The sequence below is a fragment of the Acinetobacter sp. 797_lipA genome, assembly GCF_058243025.1.
In genome coordinates, this window is record NZ_JBZAYQ010000002.1 from 1 (window position 1) to 16904 (window position 16904).

Annotated in this window: 12 protein-coding genes and 2 pseudogenes; 10 read left to right on the forward strand and 4 right to left on the reverse strand. The window is 39.6% G+C overall.

Going from position 1 to position 16904, the window contains the following annotated elements:
- Positions 1-327: 327 nt before the first annotated feature.
- Positions 328-1500, reverse strand: a complete 1173-nt coding sequence (locus AC4CU2_RS17455) for a replication initiation protein (RefSeq protein ID WP_004763141.1) — start codon at positions 1498-1500, stop codon at positions 328-330.
- 899 nt (positions 1501-2399) lie between these two features.
- On the opposite strand from AC4CU2_RS17455, the gene AC4CU2_RS17460 reads away from it, so the two are divergent.
- The 4 genes and pseudogenes from AC4CU2_RS17460 to AC4CU2_RS17475 all read left to right on the forward strand — a co-directional run bounded on the left by AC4CU2_RS17460 (position 2400) and on the right by AC4CU2_RS17475 (position 5636).
- On the forward strand, positions 2400-3176 hold the full coding sequence (locus tag AC4CU2_RS17460) for a ParA family protein (RefSeq protein WP_063454627.1): 777 nt from the start codon (positions 2400-2402) through the stop codon (positions 3174-3176).
- 18 nt (positions 3177-3194) lie between these two features.
- Positions 3195-4094 carry a ParB/RepB/Spo0J family partition protein gene (locus AC4CU2_RS17465; RefSeq protein WP_063454626.1) on the forward strand — a complete coding sequence of 300 codons (900 nt, stop codon included), beginning with the start codon at positions 3195-3197 and terminating at the stop codon, positions 4092-4094.
- Between the two features lie 160 nt (positions 4095-4254).
- A pseudogene (locus tag AC4CU2_RS17470) lies at positions 4255-5175 on the forward strand (IS481 family transposase).
- Positions 5172-5636: a hypothetical protein gene (locus AC4CU2_RS17475; protein WP_490769255.1), complete on the forward strand. Its 465-nt coding sequence runs from the start codon at positions 5172-5174 to the stop codon at positions 5634-5636. Before AC4CU2_RS17470 ends, AC4CU2_RS17475 begins: the two are co-directional and overlap by 4 nt.
- 128 nt (positions 5637-5764) lie before the next feature.
- Here the strand turns inward: AC4CU2_RS17475 and AC4CU2_RS17480 are convergent, their stop codons facing one another.
- Together AC4CU2_RS17480 and AC4CU2_RS17485 are read right to left on the reverse strand one after the other, a co-directional pair.
- Positions 5765-6100 (reverse strand): gamma-glutamylcyclotransferase family protein, encoded by a 336-nt coding sequence (locus AC4CU2_RS17480; protein WP_063454625.1) that lies wholly within the window; start codon positions 6098-6100, stop codon positions 5765-5767.
- A 13-nt stretch (positions 6101-6113) separates the two neighbouring features.
- Positions 6114-7367 (reverse strand): MFS transporter, encoded by a 1254-nt coding sequence (locus AC4CU2_RS17485; protein WP_490769256.1) that lies wholly within the window; start codon positions 7365-7367, stop codon positions 6114-6116.
- Between the two features lie 96 nt (positions 7368-7463).
- On the opposite strand from AC4CU2_RS17485, the gene AC4CU2_RS17490 reads away from it, so the two are divergent.
- Complete coding sequence (locus AC4CU2_RS17490) at positions 7464-8375, forward strand: LysR family transcriptional regulator (protein ID WP_490769257.1); 912 nt, start codon at positions 7464-7466, stop codon at positions 8373-8375.
- A gap of 159 nt (positions 8376-8534) precedes the next feature.
- Here the strand turns inward: AC4CU2_RS17490 and AC4CU2_RS17495 are convergent.
- Positions 8535-8771: pseudogene (locus AC4CU2_RS17495) on the reverse strand (EamA family transporter RarD); the annotation flags it as partial.
- Between the two features lie 171 nt (positions 8772-8942).
- Between AC4CU2_RS17495 and AC4CU2_RS17500 the strand changes: the two are divergent.
- The 5 genes from AC4CU2_RS17500 to AC4CU2_RS17520 all read left to right on the forward strand — a co-directional run bounded on the left by AC4CU2_RS17500 (position 8943) and on the right by AC4CU2_RS17520 (position 16603).
- Positions 8943-9185: a type II toxin-antitoxin system RelE family toxin gene (locus AC4CU2_RS17500; protein ID WP_490769287.1), complete on the forward strand. Its 243-nt coding sequence runs from the start codon at positions 8943-8945 to the stop codon at positions 9183-9185.
- A gap of 309 nt (positions 9186-9494) precedes the next feature.
- Positions 9495-11042 carry a type I restriction-modification system subunit M gene (locus AC4CU2_RS17505; protein ID WP_490769258.1) on the forward strand — a complete coding sequence of 516 codons (1548 nt, stop codon included), beginning with the start codon at positions 9495-9497 and terminating at the stop codon, positions 11040-11042.
- Complete coding sequence (locus tag AC4CU2_RS17510; RefSeq protein ID WP_490769259.1) at positions 11039-12247, forward strand: restriction endonuclease subunit S; 1209 nt, start codon at positions 11039-11041, stop codon at positions 12245-12247. The genes AC4CU2_RS17505 and AC4CU2_RS17510 overlap by 4 nt, the downstream gene beginning before the upstream one ends.
- A gap of 53 nt (positions 12248-12300) precedes the next feature.
- On the forward strand, positions 12301-13329 hold the full coding sequence (locus tag AC4CU2_RS17515) for a DUF2939 domain-containing protein (protein WP_490769260.1): 1029 nt from the start codon (positions 12301-12303) through the stop codon (positions 13327-13329).
- Positions 13330-13366: 37 nt separating this feature from the next.
- Positions 13367-16603 carry a type I restriction endonuclease subunit R gene (locus AC4CU2_RS17520; protein WP_490769261.1) on the forward strand — a complete coding sequence of 1079 codons (3237 nt, stop codon included), beginning with the start codon at positions 13367-13369 and terminating at the stop codon, positions 16601-16603.
- Positions 16604-16904: the final 301 nt, after the last annotated feature.

Here is a 16904-nt window from a genome sequence, read left to right on the forward strand (position 1 = left end):
TTCTCTGATTTCAGAGGTATATTTTAATTTTGTCATCGGGATAGTCTCTCAGAATATTGACTCTCCGACAAACCCGGTACGGTTCAAAGTGACATATTCTCAAATACGGGTATCGGTTTATTTTGTTTAACGATAAAATTAACAACATAACCTTGATCTGTCTTCGTAAGTGTGTGGTTAGGAATGTAAGGATTAGTTTTCATGTTCTACCTTAATGGATGAATAATTTGTTCATAGGTCTAATAATTAGCTATCAAAATATGAAGTAAACTGATATCAGTCTTATTTTACACCTTATAGTGAAAAGTGTAGCAAGTTGCTACACAGTCATATAACGTCTTTTCCAAATATTTCATTCAAACGTTTTCTATTTTCTTTTACAAAATTTGGATTATTTTTTAGTTTATATTTCATTTCTCGCTTAAATTCACTCATTGAACTGCCAGCTACAGCAAAATCCATTTGGAACATAATATCATTCACTATCACATTTGCTTGAGATTCAGTTAAGCACCCTTCTGTCTTAAACCACTTACTAAACTGTTTATAATTTGGGTCGTTTGCATAGATGTACCAAGACCTTACAGTCATATCGAACTTCGCACCTAATTCTTTAACAAGCGCATTATCATCAAAATTGACGTCTAAATAGATTTGAGTCTTATCATTAGTATTAGATGCAATGACTTCAGTGGCGTGCCTATTAAGAATTTTAAATCGAACTCCGACAATAGGTCGACCTTTCTTGATGGTATCGTATTGTAATTGAAGACTAGTCCTATCATTAATTTCTTCAATAATTTTGTCTAAAACGTATCGTCTAAAATCAACCCAACGATCATATTTTTTCTCCCCAATATCAATTAATGCTTTGATATTCTCCAGTGAAAGTTCAACCTCATAAGAATCTTGATTAGCATACTTAAATTCATTTTTGATAAAGTATGAATACAAACTCATACTGGTTACGGAGTCCAAAGCAAATAAATCTTTCAATTGATAAGTCGTAAAATTTCCATTTGCTAAACGAGTAAAATATGGCAGTACTTCACTGGTGAAACGTATCTGCAAAGCATTTTTAGCATCATCTTCCCAACGGAGTTCACGAATAATTGGAACTACTGAGTGTACTTTTTTAACTTTACGCTTATTGTCATCCACGGGCTCTTCAATTACAAAATGAGCTACTCGTGATGATAATTCTTTATAAATACGATCAATAGCAACATTAATGGAATTCTTTTTGTCTAATCCTAATAATTCACCTAAATCATCTTTATGCAAATAAATATAAGTTTGCTCTGTAATTTCACGATCTTGATTATTCTTCTCACCATAATTTGCAACAGCCATTGCATAAAGTAGAGCTTTATACTCATTAGATGATAATTCAATGGGTCTAATCAGACGGTTACTTGTACTGACTACTCCATTATGTCGAATATTACCAATACAATAAGGTAGATGTTCTAATTCTTCTGGTTCGTTGTGATTACTCATAAGTGGAAAGATTAAAATATTTTCTATATGTTATACACAAAAGTGGAAGAAGATGCAAACCGCTCACTATTTTCACTTTCTTATATTAAGTTTACTCAGTTTATGACCATCAAACACCCTAAGAGTGGAAGAAGTGTCACTATAAAAGTGCAATTTAGATACTATTCAATCTTATGGTGGAATAAATATAGAATTAAACACTTATAAGTGACAATTCTTCCACCTTTGATAGTTCATCCTTGTCGATAAAGCAATTAACTTGAAAGTAGGACTAGCCTATAACATATCTAAAGTGGAATTACTTCATAAATATTCCACCATTCAAGTGACAAACCTTCCACCATTCAGATATTCTTGACTATCAAACATCATGTTATCAATTAAATTTTAAACAAATAGTTTATCCACAGAATCAAAAACATCTAATGACAAGCCTTCCACCTTTATTCTAAGAAAAGCAAACTTATCAACACCATAAACAATTGAATTATAATATTTTAAACTAAAAAATCCACGTTAAAATAAATCATAATGACAAGTCTTCCACCATAGTGACAAGTCTTCCACTTATCAGTGACAGACCTTCCACTCATTAGTGACAAGCCTTCCACTTGTCAGTGACAGACCTTCCACTTATCAATGACAGACCTTCCACTTATTAGTGACATGTCTTCCACTTTAAAAATCATATCTATTTGTTTTTAAACAAATAAAATATGTCTAATTATAATTAACTAATTAACTAATTAATACTAATTAAAATTAGCTAGCTATATTTTTAAAAAAGTTAAATTTTTTTCCACTTCTTTTAAATTTAAAAATATGACAAAGGAACTGTAGCAAGTTGCTACAAATAACTTTATATTAAATGAAATCAAAGTAAATTCCTTAATACAAATATGTCAACTAAAATCATTGCTGTAGCTAATCATAAGGGTGGTTGCGGGAAAACAACTACCGTAGTACATCTTGCTTCAGAACTTGCTGAATTAGGAAATAAAGTCTTAGTCATTGATCTTGATCCACAAGCAAATGCAAGTTTACATATAGGATTAAGACACCCTAGCGAAGTTGAAACTACATCAGCTGAATTACTTATTGGTGATATAAGTCTATTATCGGAAGCATTAGAAGAAGAAACAAAATTTAAGAATGTTTCCTTAATATATGGCTCATTAACTCTTGGTAAAACTGAAGATCAATTGAAAGATGATGTACCAAGACCATCCGAGGAACTTTCAAATAAATTGGAAATTCTAGAAGGATTATATGACTACATTCTTATTGATTGCCCTCCGAGCTTAAAATTACTAACTAGCAATGCTTTAGCTGCTTCGACACATGTTATTGTCCCAATTGAATCTGGTTCACAATACGGTCTCTATGGTGTTACTGATTTAATTAATCATTTAAGTAAAATTAGAAGAGTTAACCCTAAATTAGAACTCTTAGGTGCTTTATTAATTAAACATGATGAGCGTCATAATGTATGTAAATTAATAAAAGATGAAGCTTTTAATCAAGTTGGAGAATTATTGCATACCACAATTCCAATGAGCACTAAGGTTAATCAAGCTGCAATTTTGCAACAACCTTTATTATCTGTTGATAAAAACTCAAAAGTTAGAAAAGCTTTTGAAAATTTAGCACAAGAAATTGTTCAACGTGTCGGATAATATAATTCTGGAAATACTATGGTAAGTAATAAAGAGCTATTGGCTAAACGTCTTCAGCAAAATACTCAAAAGCATCAAAATGCCCAAAAGGAGCATATAAAAGATGTCAAAGAGCTAAGACGTAATGTACAAATTACAGATATTCAAGCTAGTCCGAACCAGCCTCGAAAACTCTTTAATCAACAAGATATTGAAGATTTAGCAGCATCAATTGAGGAAATAGGGCTATTGCAACCAATTGCGGTTCGTAGAATAAATGATAAATATGAGTTGATTGCTGGTGAAAGACGATTGAAAGCTCACCAATTTCTCAATAAGAACACCATTGAAGTAATCATTATTGATGCATCAGATGAAGAAGTTGCTTTATTAACATTAGCTGAAAATTTAAAGCGAGAAGATCTGACAGATTATGAAATATATGTTGGATTAACTTCTTTGGATGAAAAATTAAAAAAAAATAAGCAGAAGTTAGCAAAGTCATTAGGTATGAATCGTGAAGATATGTATAAATATTTATCTTTTGAAAAATTACCTGGAGAGTTGATTGAAGATTTGGAAAAACAGCCGTCATTATTAGCACGGACTGCTGCTACAGCAGTGAAAAAGTTTCTATCAGATCATGAAGAAAACCATGAATATGCTAAAGAAGCATTATTCGAAGCCTGGTCATATCTGCTTAAAAAAGAAGTTGAACAGACAAAATTGGCATCACTAGCTGAAAAAATCTTTAAGTCAAGAGAAACGAAAGATGTTATTCAAACTTCAATTGTACATAAAATTGAATATGATGGGAAAGTTGCTGGTAATATCAAATTTGACCATAATACATTAAAGGTATCTTTAAAAATCGGACAATTTGATGATCTAAATTTACAAGAATTAGAAACGTTCCTAAAACGAATGTTAGAAAAATAAAGTAAAAAATAGTGTAGCAAGTTGCTACACTATTTTTTTGTAATTGGGAAAAATTATATAGTTGTTTAGTCCCAGATTTTAATGGTGCAATATTCTCAGATAAATGGAAGGAAGCACTATGGGACAAGTTCTACACAGCATCGCCACAACGACATAGGCAGTGCGTCGAGCAATACAAAATAGTCAAGAGAGCTTAAGAACGCTAGCCAAGCGTTACGGCATCAATCAAAAGACCGTCGCAAAATGGAAGAAACGTACTTCAGTAGATGATCTTCAACCGGGCCAAAGAATCCTCGCTCAAGCGTGTTATCGCCTGAAGATGAGGCGGCAATTGTTGCTTTTCGAAAACGCACTTTGTTGCCGCTAGACGATTGCCTTTATGCATTGCAGCCCAGTATTCCTTATCTGACACGCTCGTCGTTACACCGCTGCTTGCAGCGGCATGGTATTTCACGACTACCTGAGGTACAAGGTGATCGCCCTGTCAGGAAGCGCTTCAAGAGCTACCCCATTGGTTACTTTCATATCGACATCGCTGAGATGCAAACAGCACAGGGTAAGCTTTATCTCTTCGTTGCCATTGATCGCACTTCCAAGTTCGCGTTCACTGAATTGCATACTAAAGCCAGTAAGATGGCGGCCGCGGAGTTCATGCGCAATCTGGTTAAGGCTGTGCCCTATAGAATCCATACGGGCTAACAGATAACGGCATCCAGTTCACGACCGCACCTGTGATCGCTACGCCTCTGAGCACATCTTTGATCGGATTTGTACTGAATGTGGCATTGAACATCGTCTTACCAAGGTTAAGCATCCATGGACCAATGGACAGGTCGAGAGGATGAACCGAACAATTAAAGAAGCTACTGTCAAACGGTTCCATTACGACGATCACACTCAGCTATGCATTTACCTTGCTGATTTTATTGCTGCATACAACTTCGGCCGCAGACTCAAAACACTCAGGGGCCTGACTCCCTACGAATTCATCTGCAAACAGTGGACAGATGAACCTGAACTTTTTAAGATTGATCCGATCCATCAAATGCCCGTACTAAACACTTTCCATCAAACTGAGTGATAGTAGTTTTTGTTGTGGGTGGGGATGATGCCAATTTACAGCAGCTGGCTCTGCAACTCGAATTACGAGGAACACGTTTTGTTAAACGCTTGAATGTCACCATTGCATCGCATACCGTATGTATGGATGCTGCGGTTCAGCCGTATCGGCAAGTTTTACAGCAGCAAGACTTTGCTCGTTTATGCACGGCCATGATTAGTGGTTCGGGTGGACATAAGTTTTTTAAGACCACAGACGCAGTGAACGCGCTAATTCACCAAATGAATCATCCAATTCACTGGGATGCTTGTTTAACTGCAATACAAGAAAATCAGCCTGATGTTGTCTTAGAAATTGGGCCGGGCAACGCCTTAAGTAAAATGCTCTTGGAGCGTAGTCCAAATTGTATTGTACGTGCGGTGGATGATTTTAAAAGTTGGTCTGGGTTGCTGGTATGGTTAGAAAAACAGAACTTTGCATGAATTTGATAATGCATATCAAGGGTTCAAAAATTAGCGGTACTTGAATATTAGAGGGTAACATTCAAATACCGCATAAGTTTTCGATGTATGCGCAACATTTATACGCTAACGATATGATGTCATGCTTTTTATGTATTTGGGTTTAACGCATAAACATAAGCCTGTTGCGTCTGCCCATTCTCTAAAGTGACTTCAGTTAAAACACGCTGATATTCACTTCCTTCAAATTCATCCAAGTTGTTCCACAGCGTATCTAATTGCTCTGAACTAAATATATATCCATCAACAGTTTGTCCATCTGGGCTTAGCATTAGCCCAGGAAAGCCAAGTTCTGCTCCCCAACCTGCTTCCTTAAGCAAACCTTTCACAGAGCCTTTGCTCCATGTACCAGCAATCACTTCTAAAATATGAGCATTGGGTTTGTTTGGTCCTAAAGTACCGTAAACAAATAAGTGTTGTTGCATGATGTAAATATTCCTAATGGGTAACAGATGGAGAATGAAGCGGTTTTATTGAAAAAATAACGATGAGTGCAATTAGAATCAGAAAAATATTTAATATAACGATGCCATTCCAGCCATGGCTTTGCCAGATATTTCCGCCATACGCACCTACAATGCTTGAACCTAAATAATAAAAAAGCAGATATAAAGAAGTAGCATGACCTTTATTAGATATTGCGAGTTCTCCAACTCGACTGCTGGCAATGGCATGGGCAATGAAAAAGCCAGTGGTCACACAGCCAATCCCGAGAATAATCAAAAACAACGAGGCAGAAAGAGTGAGTAGCACGCCTAAGAGCATGCACAAAAAGCCCAAAACCATTAACTGCTTTTTGCCTATTCGGTCTGCAATATGGCCTGCAATCGAAGAGGAAATAATACCCAAACTATAAGATAAAAAAATGAGGCTAATCTGGGTTTGGCTTAAATGATATGGTGCTGCAAACAGTCTGAAGGTCACATAGTTAAACAGCGTGACAAATACACTGGTGAGTAAAAAGCCAATTCCATAGATTTTTAACAGTCGTGTATGACTTAAGTGTGCATACCATGCATGTAGATGGAACTTAAAAGAAATACTTTGCTGGGCAATGAAATTTCGTGAATTGGGTAAGAGTCTCAAAAAACCTAATGCACAGAACAGACAGATGACGCCGAGAATGGCCATGGAAATACGCCACGAGAAAAACTCGGTCAAAATGCCCATGCCAACACGTCCCATCATGCCGCCAAATGCTGTGCCTGCAATATACAGCCCCATGGTTTTACTTAAGTTTTTGGGACTAATTTCTTCTGCAATCCAAGCCATTGCAACTGCGGGAACTCCACCTAGAACAAAACCCTCTAAGCTTCTTGAAACCATGAGCACATGCCAACTCGGTGAAATCGCGCATACCACATTGAGTATAGAAGCCAAAAGCATAGAGAAAAACATCAGGCCTTTTCTGCCCAATGTTTGTGAAAAGGCACTGGATAGCACGATCGACATGGCTAAAAAGCCTGTGGTTATGGACAGTGCTAGAGCACTTGCACTGGGTGCAATATGGAAACTCTGACTTAAATTAGGCAGTAAGGGTTGTACGCAATAAATCAGTGAAAAACTGGCAAAGCCCAACAAAAACAGCGCCATGCCCGCTCTTTTATATTCAACTGTACCTTGGCTGATGGTCTGTGGAATCGGCTGTTGAGGGGTAGACCAATCTGCTTCTAGTGAAGAGCTCAGTTTCATAACTTGGCGGATTTAAAATGGAGAGAAGCTTTATTTTAATAACTACATGCATATATGTATAATATATATAACTCAATAATGGTATAGCTTTAATATATGGAGTTGCGCAATATTCAATATTTTATTGCTATCGCGGAAGAGCAAAGTTTCTCTAAAGCAGCCTTACGTCTCGGCATAAGTCAGCCGCCGTTGAGTATGCAAATTAAAAAATTGGAAAGGGAAATCGGTGTAGAACTTTTTTATCGCTACTCTCATGGTGTAGCTCTGACACCAGCAGGGGAAACTTTTCTTAAAATGGTCTTGCCCGTTCAGAACCAACTGAAAAATGCGGTGAAATTGACCCAAAGTACGGCCAATGGCGAATTGGGAGAACTACGGCTCGGCTTTACAGGCACCTCAATTTTAAACACTTTAATTCCAACAGCCATTCAAGCATTTCAACAGCAATACCCTCAGGTGAATTTGGTATTAAAAGAAGCCAATTCTTTGATTTTGATTGAGAGTTTGTTGAATAATGAATTAGACATTGCGATTGTGCGACCACCTGCGCAGTATCCTAAAGCCATTACGATTAGTAATTTGATCGATGAAAAATTGATTGCAGCCTTGCCGATTCAATATCCCGCAGAAGATGAGGTGATAGATTTGGCAGAGTTTAAGTATGAAAGCTTTATTGTCTCACCACCAGAGGTGAGTGCGGGGCTGTATGCTGCGATTTTAAATAGCTGCCAACAGCATGGCTTCACGCCTAAAATTGGACAGCAAGCCCCTCAGATTGTTTCAATTTTATCGTTGGTTGCGGCGAATTTGGGCATTTCTTTGGTGCCTGAGTCCACCCAACAGCTCAAAATTGAAGGGATTAAATATAAATACCTGAAGAATAAGACCGCGACAATTGGACTCGGTATTGCGTTCAAGGCGGATTTGCATAGCCAACCTGCAATCAACTTTTCCAGTTTATTGAATAGTATTGTGAGGCAGCATCATCATTTAAAAGGTGCGCTGTAATTCACTCTATGTCGTTTTAAATATGAATTGTCAGCACGTCACTCGCGGAGTCAAATAGCCATTTAAATAAGATCAGAAAGTCTGTTCTCGATTCAGCACCACAACATGTCTAGACGGCTATATTTAAGCGATCTAGAGGAAAATATGCATAAAAAATGTCTATGTCGCTAATTTACGATTCTTTTTAAAGCTGCGTAATCCTTCAAGCATGAGGGTGAAAACTGCGAGCGAAATAGCGATATAGGTTGGCCATTCTGCTGAAGTAATGCTTTCCCCTAAGGCGTTTGAAACCGCCACTAACAATATCGGTTCAACATAAACCAACAGTCCAAACAGGTTTAAGTTTAAATGCAGGGCAGACAAGGACTGAAATGCTAAAGCCGACGCACTAATAACACTAAATATAAAAAAAGTGGAAGAATAATTTACTAAGTTATTGTTTTTATGTTTATGCTTGTTTTATATGTGTATGAGAATAACTTCTGATTACTAGTTTTTACCTGAAATATACCGATTGAAAGATTCTGATATGTGCTGAAAAAACAGGAGGTTTTAAATTGGTAAACTATACATTCTCATCATGATTTTAAGCAGCCATTGAAGAAGAAGTTGATCAAGGTTTTGGAGAATCCTCGCATTCCCAAAAACAAGCTGTTAGGACATCCTAATCGCTACAAGATCAAAATTCGCAGCATTAGTTATCGTTTGGTTTATGAAGTCATTGATGATGAAGTAGTTGTCCTCGTGATTGCTGTAGGCAGACGTGAAAACAATGCTGTCTATGATGATGCCAACTCTCGTCATTCATAAATGATGTAATGCCCATAAGCTGATAGTGTCTATGAAAACACTCAAAGTAGGTAAGTTTCAGTAACATACTCATCTTATTCGGTAACGACAGTCAGTTTCCTGTCCGAGCTGAACCTAGTAAGAGTAAAGGTGGCGGTAATCCTATTATATCTGAGCAATACAAAGCCAATCCCTCGAAATTTAAGTATTACGATAATTTCGGTATCTCAAAGATATACGACAAGTAATGTCGACGTGCTACTTACTTACTCATGTGCTTGTTGGTAGTATTGCCTTAATGAAAATACCTGCATAATCATAGGATTCAATATGGCTCGTACTCCAAAGCAAACCAAACAAGAACCCTTAGAGGTTGTGTTATGGAAGACAGCAGACAAACTTCGTAAAAATATTGATGCTGCAGAGTACAAGCATGTAGTCCTTGGTTTAATCTTCCTCAAATACATTAGCGACACATTTGAAGCTCACTACAATCTGCTTGTAGAAGGCGAAGGAGAGTTTGCAGGAGCTGACCCTGAAGACCGTGATGAATACACTGCATACAACGTCTTCTTCGTTCCTGAGAATGCACGTTGGTCATTCCTGTTAAACCAAGCCAAACAACCTAACATTGGCAAGTTAGTCGATGATGCAATGGAAGCCATCGAGAATGACAACCCTCAATTGAAAGGTGTACTTCCTAAAGTCTATGCACGTCAGAATCTCGATCCTACGAGCCTAGGAGAGCTGATTGATCTGATTGGTAACATTGCACTAGGCGATGCGAAATCGCGCTCTGCTGACGTTCTAGGGCACGTATTTGAATACTTCCTGGGTGAGTTCGCTTTAGCTGAAGGCAAGCAAGGTGGGCAGTTCTACACGCCTAAATCTATTGTGAGCCTATTGGTCAATATGCTTGAGCCATACAAAGGACGTGTATTCGATCCTTGCTGTGGTTCGGGCGGTATGTTCGTACAGTCTGAGAAGTTCGTAGAATCGCATCAGGGGTTGGTAGATGACATCTCCATCTATGGTCAAGAAAGTAACCAGACCACTTGGCGTTTGGCCAAGATGAACCTGGCAATTCGTGGCATTAATTCAGAGCATGTGAAATGGAACTCTGAGGGTTCATTCCTCAACGATGCACACAAAGACCTTAAAGCGGATTACATCATTGCGAATCCACCATTCAACGTCTCTGACTGGAGTGGTGAGCAATTAGTAGGTGATGCTCGCTGGCAGCTTGGTACACCACCTGCAGGTAATGCGAACTTCGCTTGGATGCAACACTTCTTGTATCACATGAGTCCTAAAGGTCAGGCAGGTGTAGTCCTTGCGAAAGGTGCGCTTACTTCTAAGACCAGTGGCGAAGGTGAGATTCGTAAAGCCTTGGTTTCTGAAGCCAATGTCATTGACTGTATTGTGAACCTACCTGCCAAGCTATTCCTGAACACACAGATTCCTGCAGCTTTATGGTTTATGCGTCGTGATCGTGTTGGTTCAACCCAATACAAAGATCGTAGCAATGAAATCCTATTCATTGATGCTCGTAACTTAGGGCATCTCATTAACCGCAGAACAAAAGTATTGTCTGATGAAGACATTAAGCTGATCACGGACACTTACCACAACTGGCGTAACAAAGACGGTGAGTACGAAGATGTGGCAGGCTTCTGTGCATCTGTCCCGCTTGAGAAAGTGGCTGAGCTGGATTATGTGCTTACCCCAGGTCGTTATGTTGGTTTAGCCGATGACGAGGACGAGTTCGACTTTAAGGAACGCTTCACCAGTTTGAAAGTAGAGTTTGAGGCGCAGCTTGCAGAGGAAGCGAAGCTAAACCAAGCCATTGCTGAGAACTTGGCGAAGGTGACTGTATGAGTGATAGTGTACCTTTTGGCAGTTTGCTAGCCAAGATTATCGATAACCGAGGAAAAACCTGCCCAACCAGTGAAGATGGTATACCACTGATTGCTACAAACTGTATTAAGAATGAGCACCTGTATCCGGTCTATGAGAAAGTTAGATATGTTAGTCAAGAGATTTATGACACTTGGTTTAGAGGACATCCTGAACCCGGTGATTTAATCTTCGTGCTTAAAGGCACTCCTGGTAGAGTAAATTGGGTTAACGATCCTGTAGATTTCTGTATAGCACAGGACATGGTTGCTTTAAGAGTTGATGAGAGCAAAGTCGACCCTAAATACCTGTTTGCTGTTCTTAGGTCATCACAGATACAACAAGAAATTGAGGGACTACATGTTGGTTCCTTAATTCCTCACTTTAAGAAATCAGATTTTGATGATCTTCAAATTCCATTAGTTGAACAAAAACTTCAAAAGTATATTGGTGATACGTATTTCAACTTGTCGTTAAAGATTGACTTATTGCATCGTCAGAATAAGACTTTGGAAGCCATGGCTGAAACACTGTTTCGTCAATGGTTTATTGAGGACGCGAAAGAGGATTGGGAAAAAGTAACTCTAGGAGAAGTAGTCAATATTACTTCTAGTAAACGTATCTTCTACTCAGAGTATGTTGATGAAGGCATTCCTTTTTACAGAAGTAAGGAAATTATAGAGCTCAACAAATCAGGTCAAACCAGAAGTGATCTTTTCATTTCAAATGAAAGATTTGATGAAATTGAGGCTAAGTTTGGTGCTCCAGTAGAAGGCGATATTTTGCTGACGTCAGTAGGAACTCTAGGTGTTACTTATCAAGTTAAAGCGAATGATAGATTCTACTTTAAAGATGGTAACTTAACTTGGTTTAAGGATTTTAAGCGTATCTCATCCAATATCATATTTTGTTGGCTTAACTCAAAAGATGGGAAAGAGCAGTTAGATAACATTAGTATTGGTAGCACACAAGCAGCTTTAACTATTCAAGGTCTAAAAAGCTTGGAACTTAACTTACCTTCCCCTGATGTAATACAGAAACTAGATGAGCAATTGGTGGGAATTTATCAAAAGGTACAAGCAAACCAAAGTCAGATCCAAACACTAGAAAACCTAAGAGACACGCTTCTACCAAAGTTGATGAGTGCTGAAGTGAGAGTCCAATACCAAACAGAAGAAGTTGCATAACATTGAGGTGAAGTCATTTGATGGCTTCTCCTTTTTTACATTCAGGGGTAAACATGAACAAGAAGCTAATAGGGGCTTTAATTGCAATCGTAGTCGTGATCTGTGGCTATTTGTATGCTTCGCCATATCTCGCCATCAATAACATTAAGAAAGCAGCAGAAGCAGGTGATACTGAAAAGCTATCAACCTACATTGATTATCCAAGCGTTCGAGAAAGCTTTAAATCTCAGGTGAAAGCCAGTGTTATGAAGGACATGGCGAATAGCAATAGTGATGGTTGGGAAGCATTAGGTGAAATGTTGGCTGTTGCTATGGTGGATAAAGTCGTTGATGCTATGGTGACACCTGAGGGTGTAACACTCATGCTTCAAGGTAAGGATATTCGTGATGCAATTAAGCAAGATTTGGCAACTGAAGATGTCAAGCAAGAACAGAATGTAAAGTTTGAGTCGAGTACTCGATATTTAACTATTAATGATTTTGAGTTAACGCTTAAGCGATTGGATACAGACAAGAAGCTGAAAGTGATTATGCATCGTAGTGGCTTAAGTTGGAAGGTAACCAAATTAGCTTTAGACCTAGATCAGAATTCAGTTGCTTTGGATCAAGAATCTAATCTTCAAGATACATCAAGCGAACAAGTACTTGAGGCAAAAGTACAAGATCGACCAACAATATCTCAAACGATCTTTAATCACTCTGGTGCTCAAGTCGGTAAAGTCATGGAATTTTGCTATCGTGATCCATGTTCTGTTGCACAGGTCAAAGGATTTGAAATATTAAGCCAAACTCCAAATGACGTAGATATCGAATTGACCTTATTGGGTGGAAGCAAAGGGTGGGAGGATGAGTCTACTGAGTGGAATGATGCTACTCATACAATCCAAATTACTTGCTCTATTGAGAAGCCGACAGTTCGTATGGAAGGACAAGTGACAGTAGTCCCATTGAACAAAGATCTAGGTGTACCAGGCGTTTTGATGTCGGATGCTGAAATTTATGCTCATGCGTGTCATGGCGATTTCAATGGAACACTAGAAGAAATGACAACGAATTACGGCTACAACGTACATACTGATTAAAGAAGAAGTGAGCAAGGGGGGGAGGATAGTGACTAAGATGACTGAATCAGACATTGAGCTGATGGCGATAGAGCAACTGGAGGGAATGGGCTATAGCTATGTGTATGGTCCTGATATTGAATCCAAGGGAAGCAATCCTCTGCGAAGCTATAAGCAGGTCATCTTAGAAGCCAAGGTGCTAGAAGCATTACAGCGTCTGAATCCTCATTTGAGCGAAGATAAATGCATTGAAGCACTGAAGCAAGTCACCAATCTGCACTCCCCGGATATGCTCAGTAACAACCAAGCATTTCATCGCTTGCTGACCGAAGGTGTAAACATCGAAGTCAGTAAGGATGGTAATACTCAAGGTGAGTATGCTTGGCTGATTGATTTCAATGAACCAACCAACAACGAATTTCTGGTTATCAACCAAGTCACCATCAAAGAGGATCGCTGGACCAGACGACCAGACTTGATCCTGTATGTGAATGGCTTACCTTTGGTGGTCATTGAGCTTAAGAATGCTACTGATGAAAATGCTACTGTAGATGGCGCTTACAGGCAGATTCAGACCTACCAAAGCCAAATCCCTAGTCTGTTTACCTACAACGCCTTTAACGTCATCTCTGATGGTTTAGAGGCGAAAGCAGGAACGGTCTCAGCAGATCTCAGTCGGTACATGGCTTGGAAGACGACTAATGGACAAACCAAGGCAAAGAGTACTCAGGCACAGCTCGAGGTCTTACTACATGGGTTGCTGAATCCAGTGACTTTACTGGACATGATCAGGCACTTCATTGTGTTTGAATCCAATAAACAAGAAGATGCCAATGGCTTGATCACCATCAAAACCATCAAGAAGATGGCTGCATACCATCAGTACTATGCAGTGAATGCAGCAGTCCTCTCTACTATTCGTGCGTCTGCAGTGAACTCGGACTCGAAGTCTGCAGAAGTCGCAATGCAACAGCAAGGTAGAAGCAAGCTGGAGCTGGTCCAGCAACAAGCTGTAGGTGACAAGAAGGCAGGTGTTGTTTGGCATACACAAGGCTCAGGCAAGTCTCTGTCCATGGTTTTCTATACAGGTAAGATTGTCTTGGCTTTGGATAATCCAACTGTTGTTGTGATTACAGACCGTAATGATTTGGATGATCAGCTCTTTGGAACCTTTGCTGCATCCAGCCAATTACTTCGTCAAACACCTAAGCAGGCAGAGAATAGAGATGAGCTCAAAGAGCTGCTTAAGGTGGGTTCAGGTGGGGTGATCTTCACCACTATCCAGAAGTTCCAACCTGATGATGGTGGCAGTGTCTATGAGCAACTCTCAGACCGAACCAATATTGTCGTAATAGCAGACGAAGCACATCGTTCTCAGTATGGCTTCAATGCAAAAGAGGTCGATGTCAAAGACGAGAATGGCAAGGTTGTCGGTAAGCGGACTGTCTATGGTTTTGCCAAGTACATGCGTGATGCTTTACCGAATGCCACTTACCTTGGCTTCACAGGAACACCAATTGAGAAGACTGACGTCAACACGCCTGCAGTCTTTGGTAACTATGTCGACATCTATGACATCTCTCAGGCGGTAGAGGATGGCGCCACTGTTCGTATCTTCTATGAAAGCCGACTCGCCAAGATTGCCATCAGTGAGGAAGGCAAAGAACTAATTGAGGACTTTGACGACCAGTTCACCGAAGACGATCTAAACCAGACACAAAAAGAACGGGCAAAGTGGGCAAGAGTCGAAGGACTCATTGGTAGTAAAGAACGTGTCAAAGCCATTGCCAAAGACATCGTAGAACACTTTGAGCAGCGTCTAAAAGCCAATGCAAACCAAGGTAAAGGCATGATCGTCAGCATGTCTCGTAGGATTGCTGTAGCTCTCTACAACGAGATTGTAGCAATCAAACCAGAATGGCATAGTGATGACTTGCACGATGGTGTAATCAAGGTCGTGATGACCTCATCTGCTTCGGATGGTGAAGAAATTGCCAAGCACCATACGACCAAGCAGCAGCGTCAAATTCTGGCTAATCGTATGAAGGACAATGATGACAAGCTGAAGCTCGTGATTGTTCGTGATATGTGGCTGACTGGTTTCGATGCACCGAGTATGCACACGCTCTACATCGACAAGCCAATGAAAGGTCATAACCTCATGCAAGCCATTGCACGAGTAAACCGTGTCTATAAAGACAAGATTGGTGGTCTGGTCGTAGATTACCTCGGTATTGCATCAGATCTGAAAGAGGCTCTATCCTTCTACTCTGAGGCAGGTGGTAAGGGTGATCCTGCACTGGTTCAGGACGAAGCTGCAACCATCCTGCAAGAGAAGCTTGAAGTGCTTGATGGCATTATGCATGGCTTTAATTATCAGGAATATTTCACAGCAGATACCTCTCGTAAGTTGAACATCATTCTGGAAGCTGAGGAACACATCCTTGGTGTAGATCAGGGCGAAGGTAAGACCCGATTCCTCAATGCTGTATCAGCCATGTCTCAAGCATTTGCATTAGCTGTACCTCACCCAAGTGCGATGGAAGCAGCGCCAGTGGTTGCATTCTTCCAGGCTGTGAAAGCACGACTGGCCAAGTTCAGTGATGGTTCAGGAAAAATCTCAGGACTGAGCAATGCTGAATTAGAAGCCAAGGTCAAACAGACCATTGACCAGGCGCTTGTGACTGAACAGGTAGTCGACATCTTTGATGCTGCAGGAATCCAAAAACCAGACATCTCAATTCTCTCTGATGAGTTCATGCAGGAGATGAAAGGATACAAGCACAAGAACATTGCACTGGAAACCCTGAAGAAATTGCTCAGTGATGAAATCAAGGTAAGAGAACAGCGCAGCGTTACCCAGGGTAAGAAGCTGATGGATATGCTGAGCTCTGCCATTAAGGGCTATCAGAACAAGGTGCTGACTGCAGCCGAAGTAATTGATGAACTCATCAAGTTGGCTAAGGCAATCCAAGAGTCAGACAAAATGGCAGAGGAACTCAACCTGACTGAATATGAATATGCGTTCTACTCTGCTGTCGCGGATAACGAGAGTGCTCGGGAGTTAATGCAGAAGGAGATCCTACGCGAACTCGCTGTTGTGCTGACTGAGTCTATTCGTAAGAACGTAACCTTGGATTGGACCATCAAAGAAGCTGCCAGGGCGAAGCTGAGAGTCATTGTGAAGCGTCTACTCAAGAAGTATGGCTATCCACCTGATATGGCTTTACTGGCGACAGAGACTGTACTTGAACAGGCAGAGCAATTGGCTGAAGAATTAGCAACGGCAGCTTAATTCATATCACCAAACAATAACTAAAATGTGTGCTTCATAGAGATCGTTTCAATTTAGCGATCTCTAAATCCATCTTGTAGTTCAATCAGAAGTATTTTCTCAAGATCAGCGTAGCTCTCGCCTACTGCAGCTTTCTTGCTAGCAATAACAGAAAACTAAAAAAAAGTGGAAGAATATTTGAAATTTAGATCAACTTTAATAAGAAAAACCTATGTATTTGTTGAGAATTGTAATTTTGAGAAAATTTAGTTGATAGATTAAATGTATTTTCATATAAAAAGATATGCTCATTTTTTATATC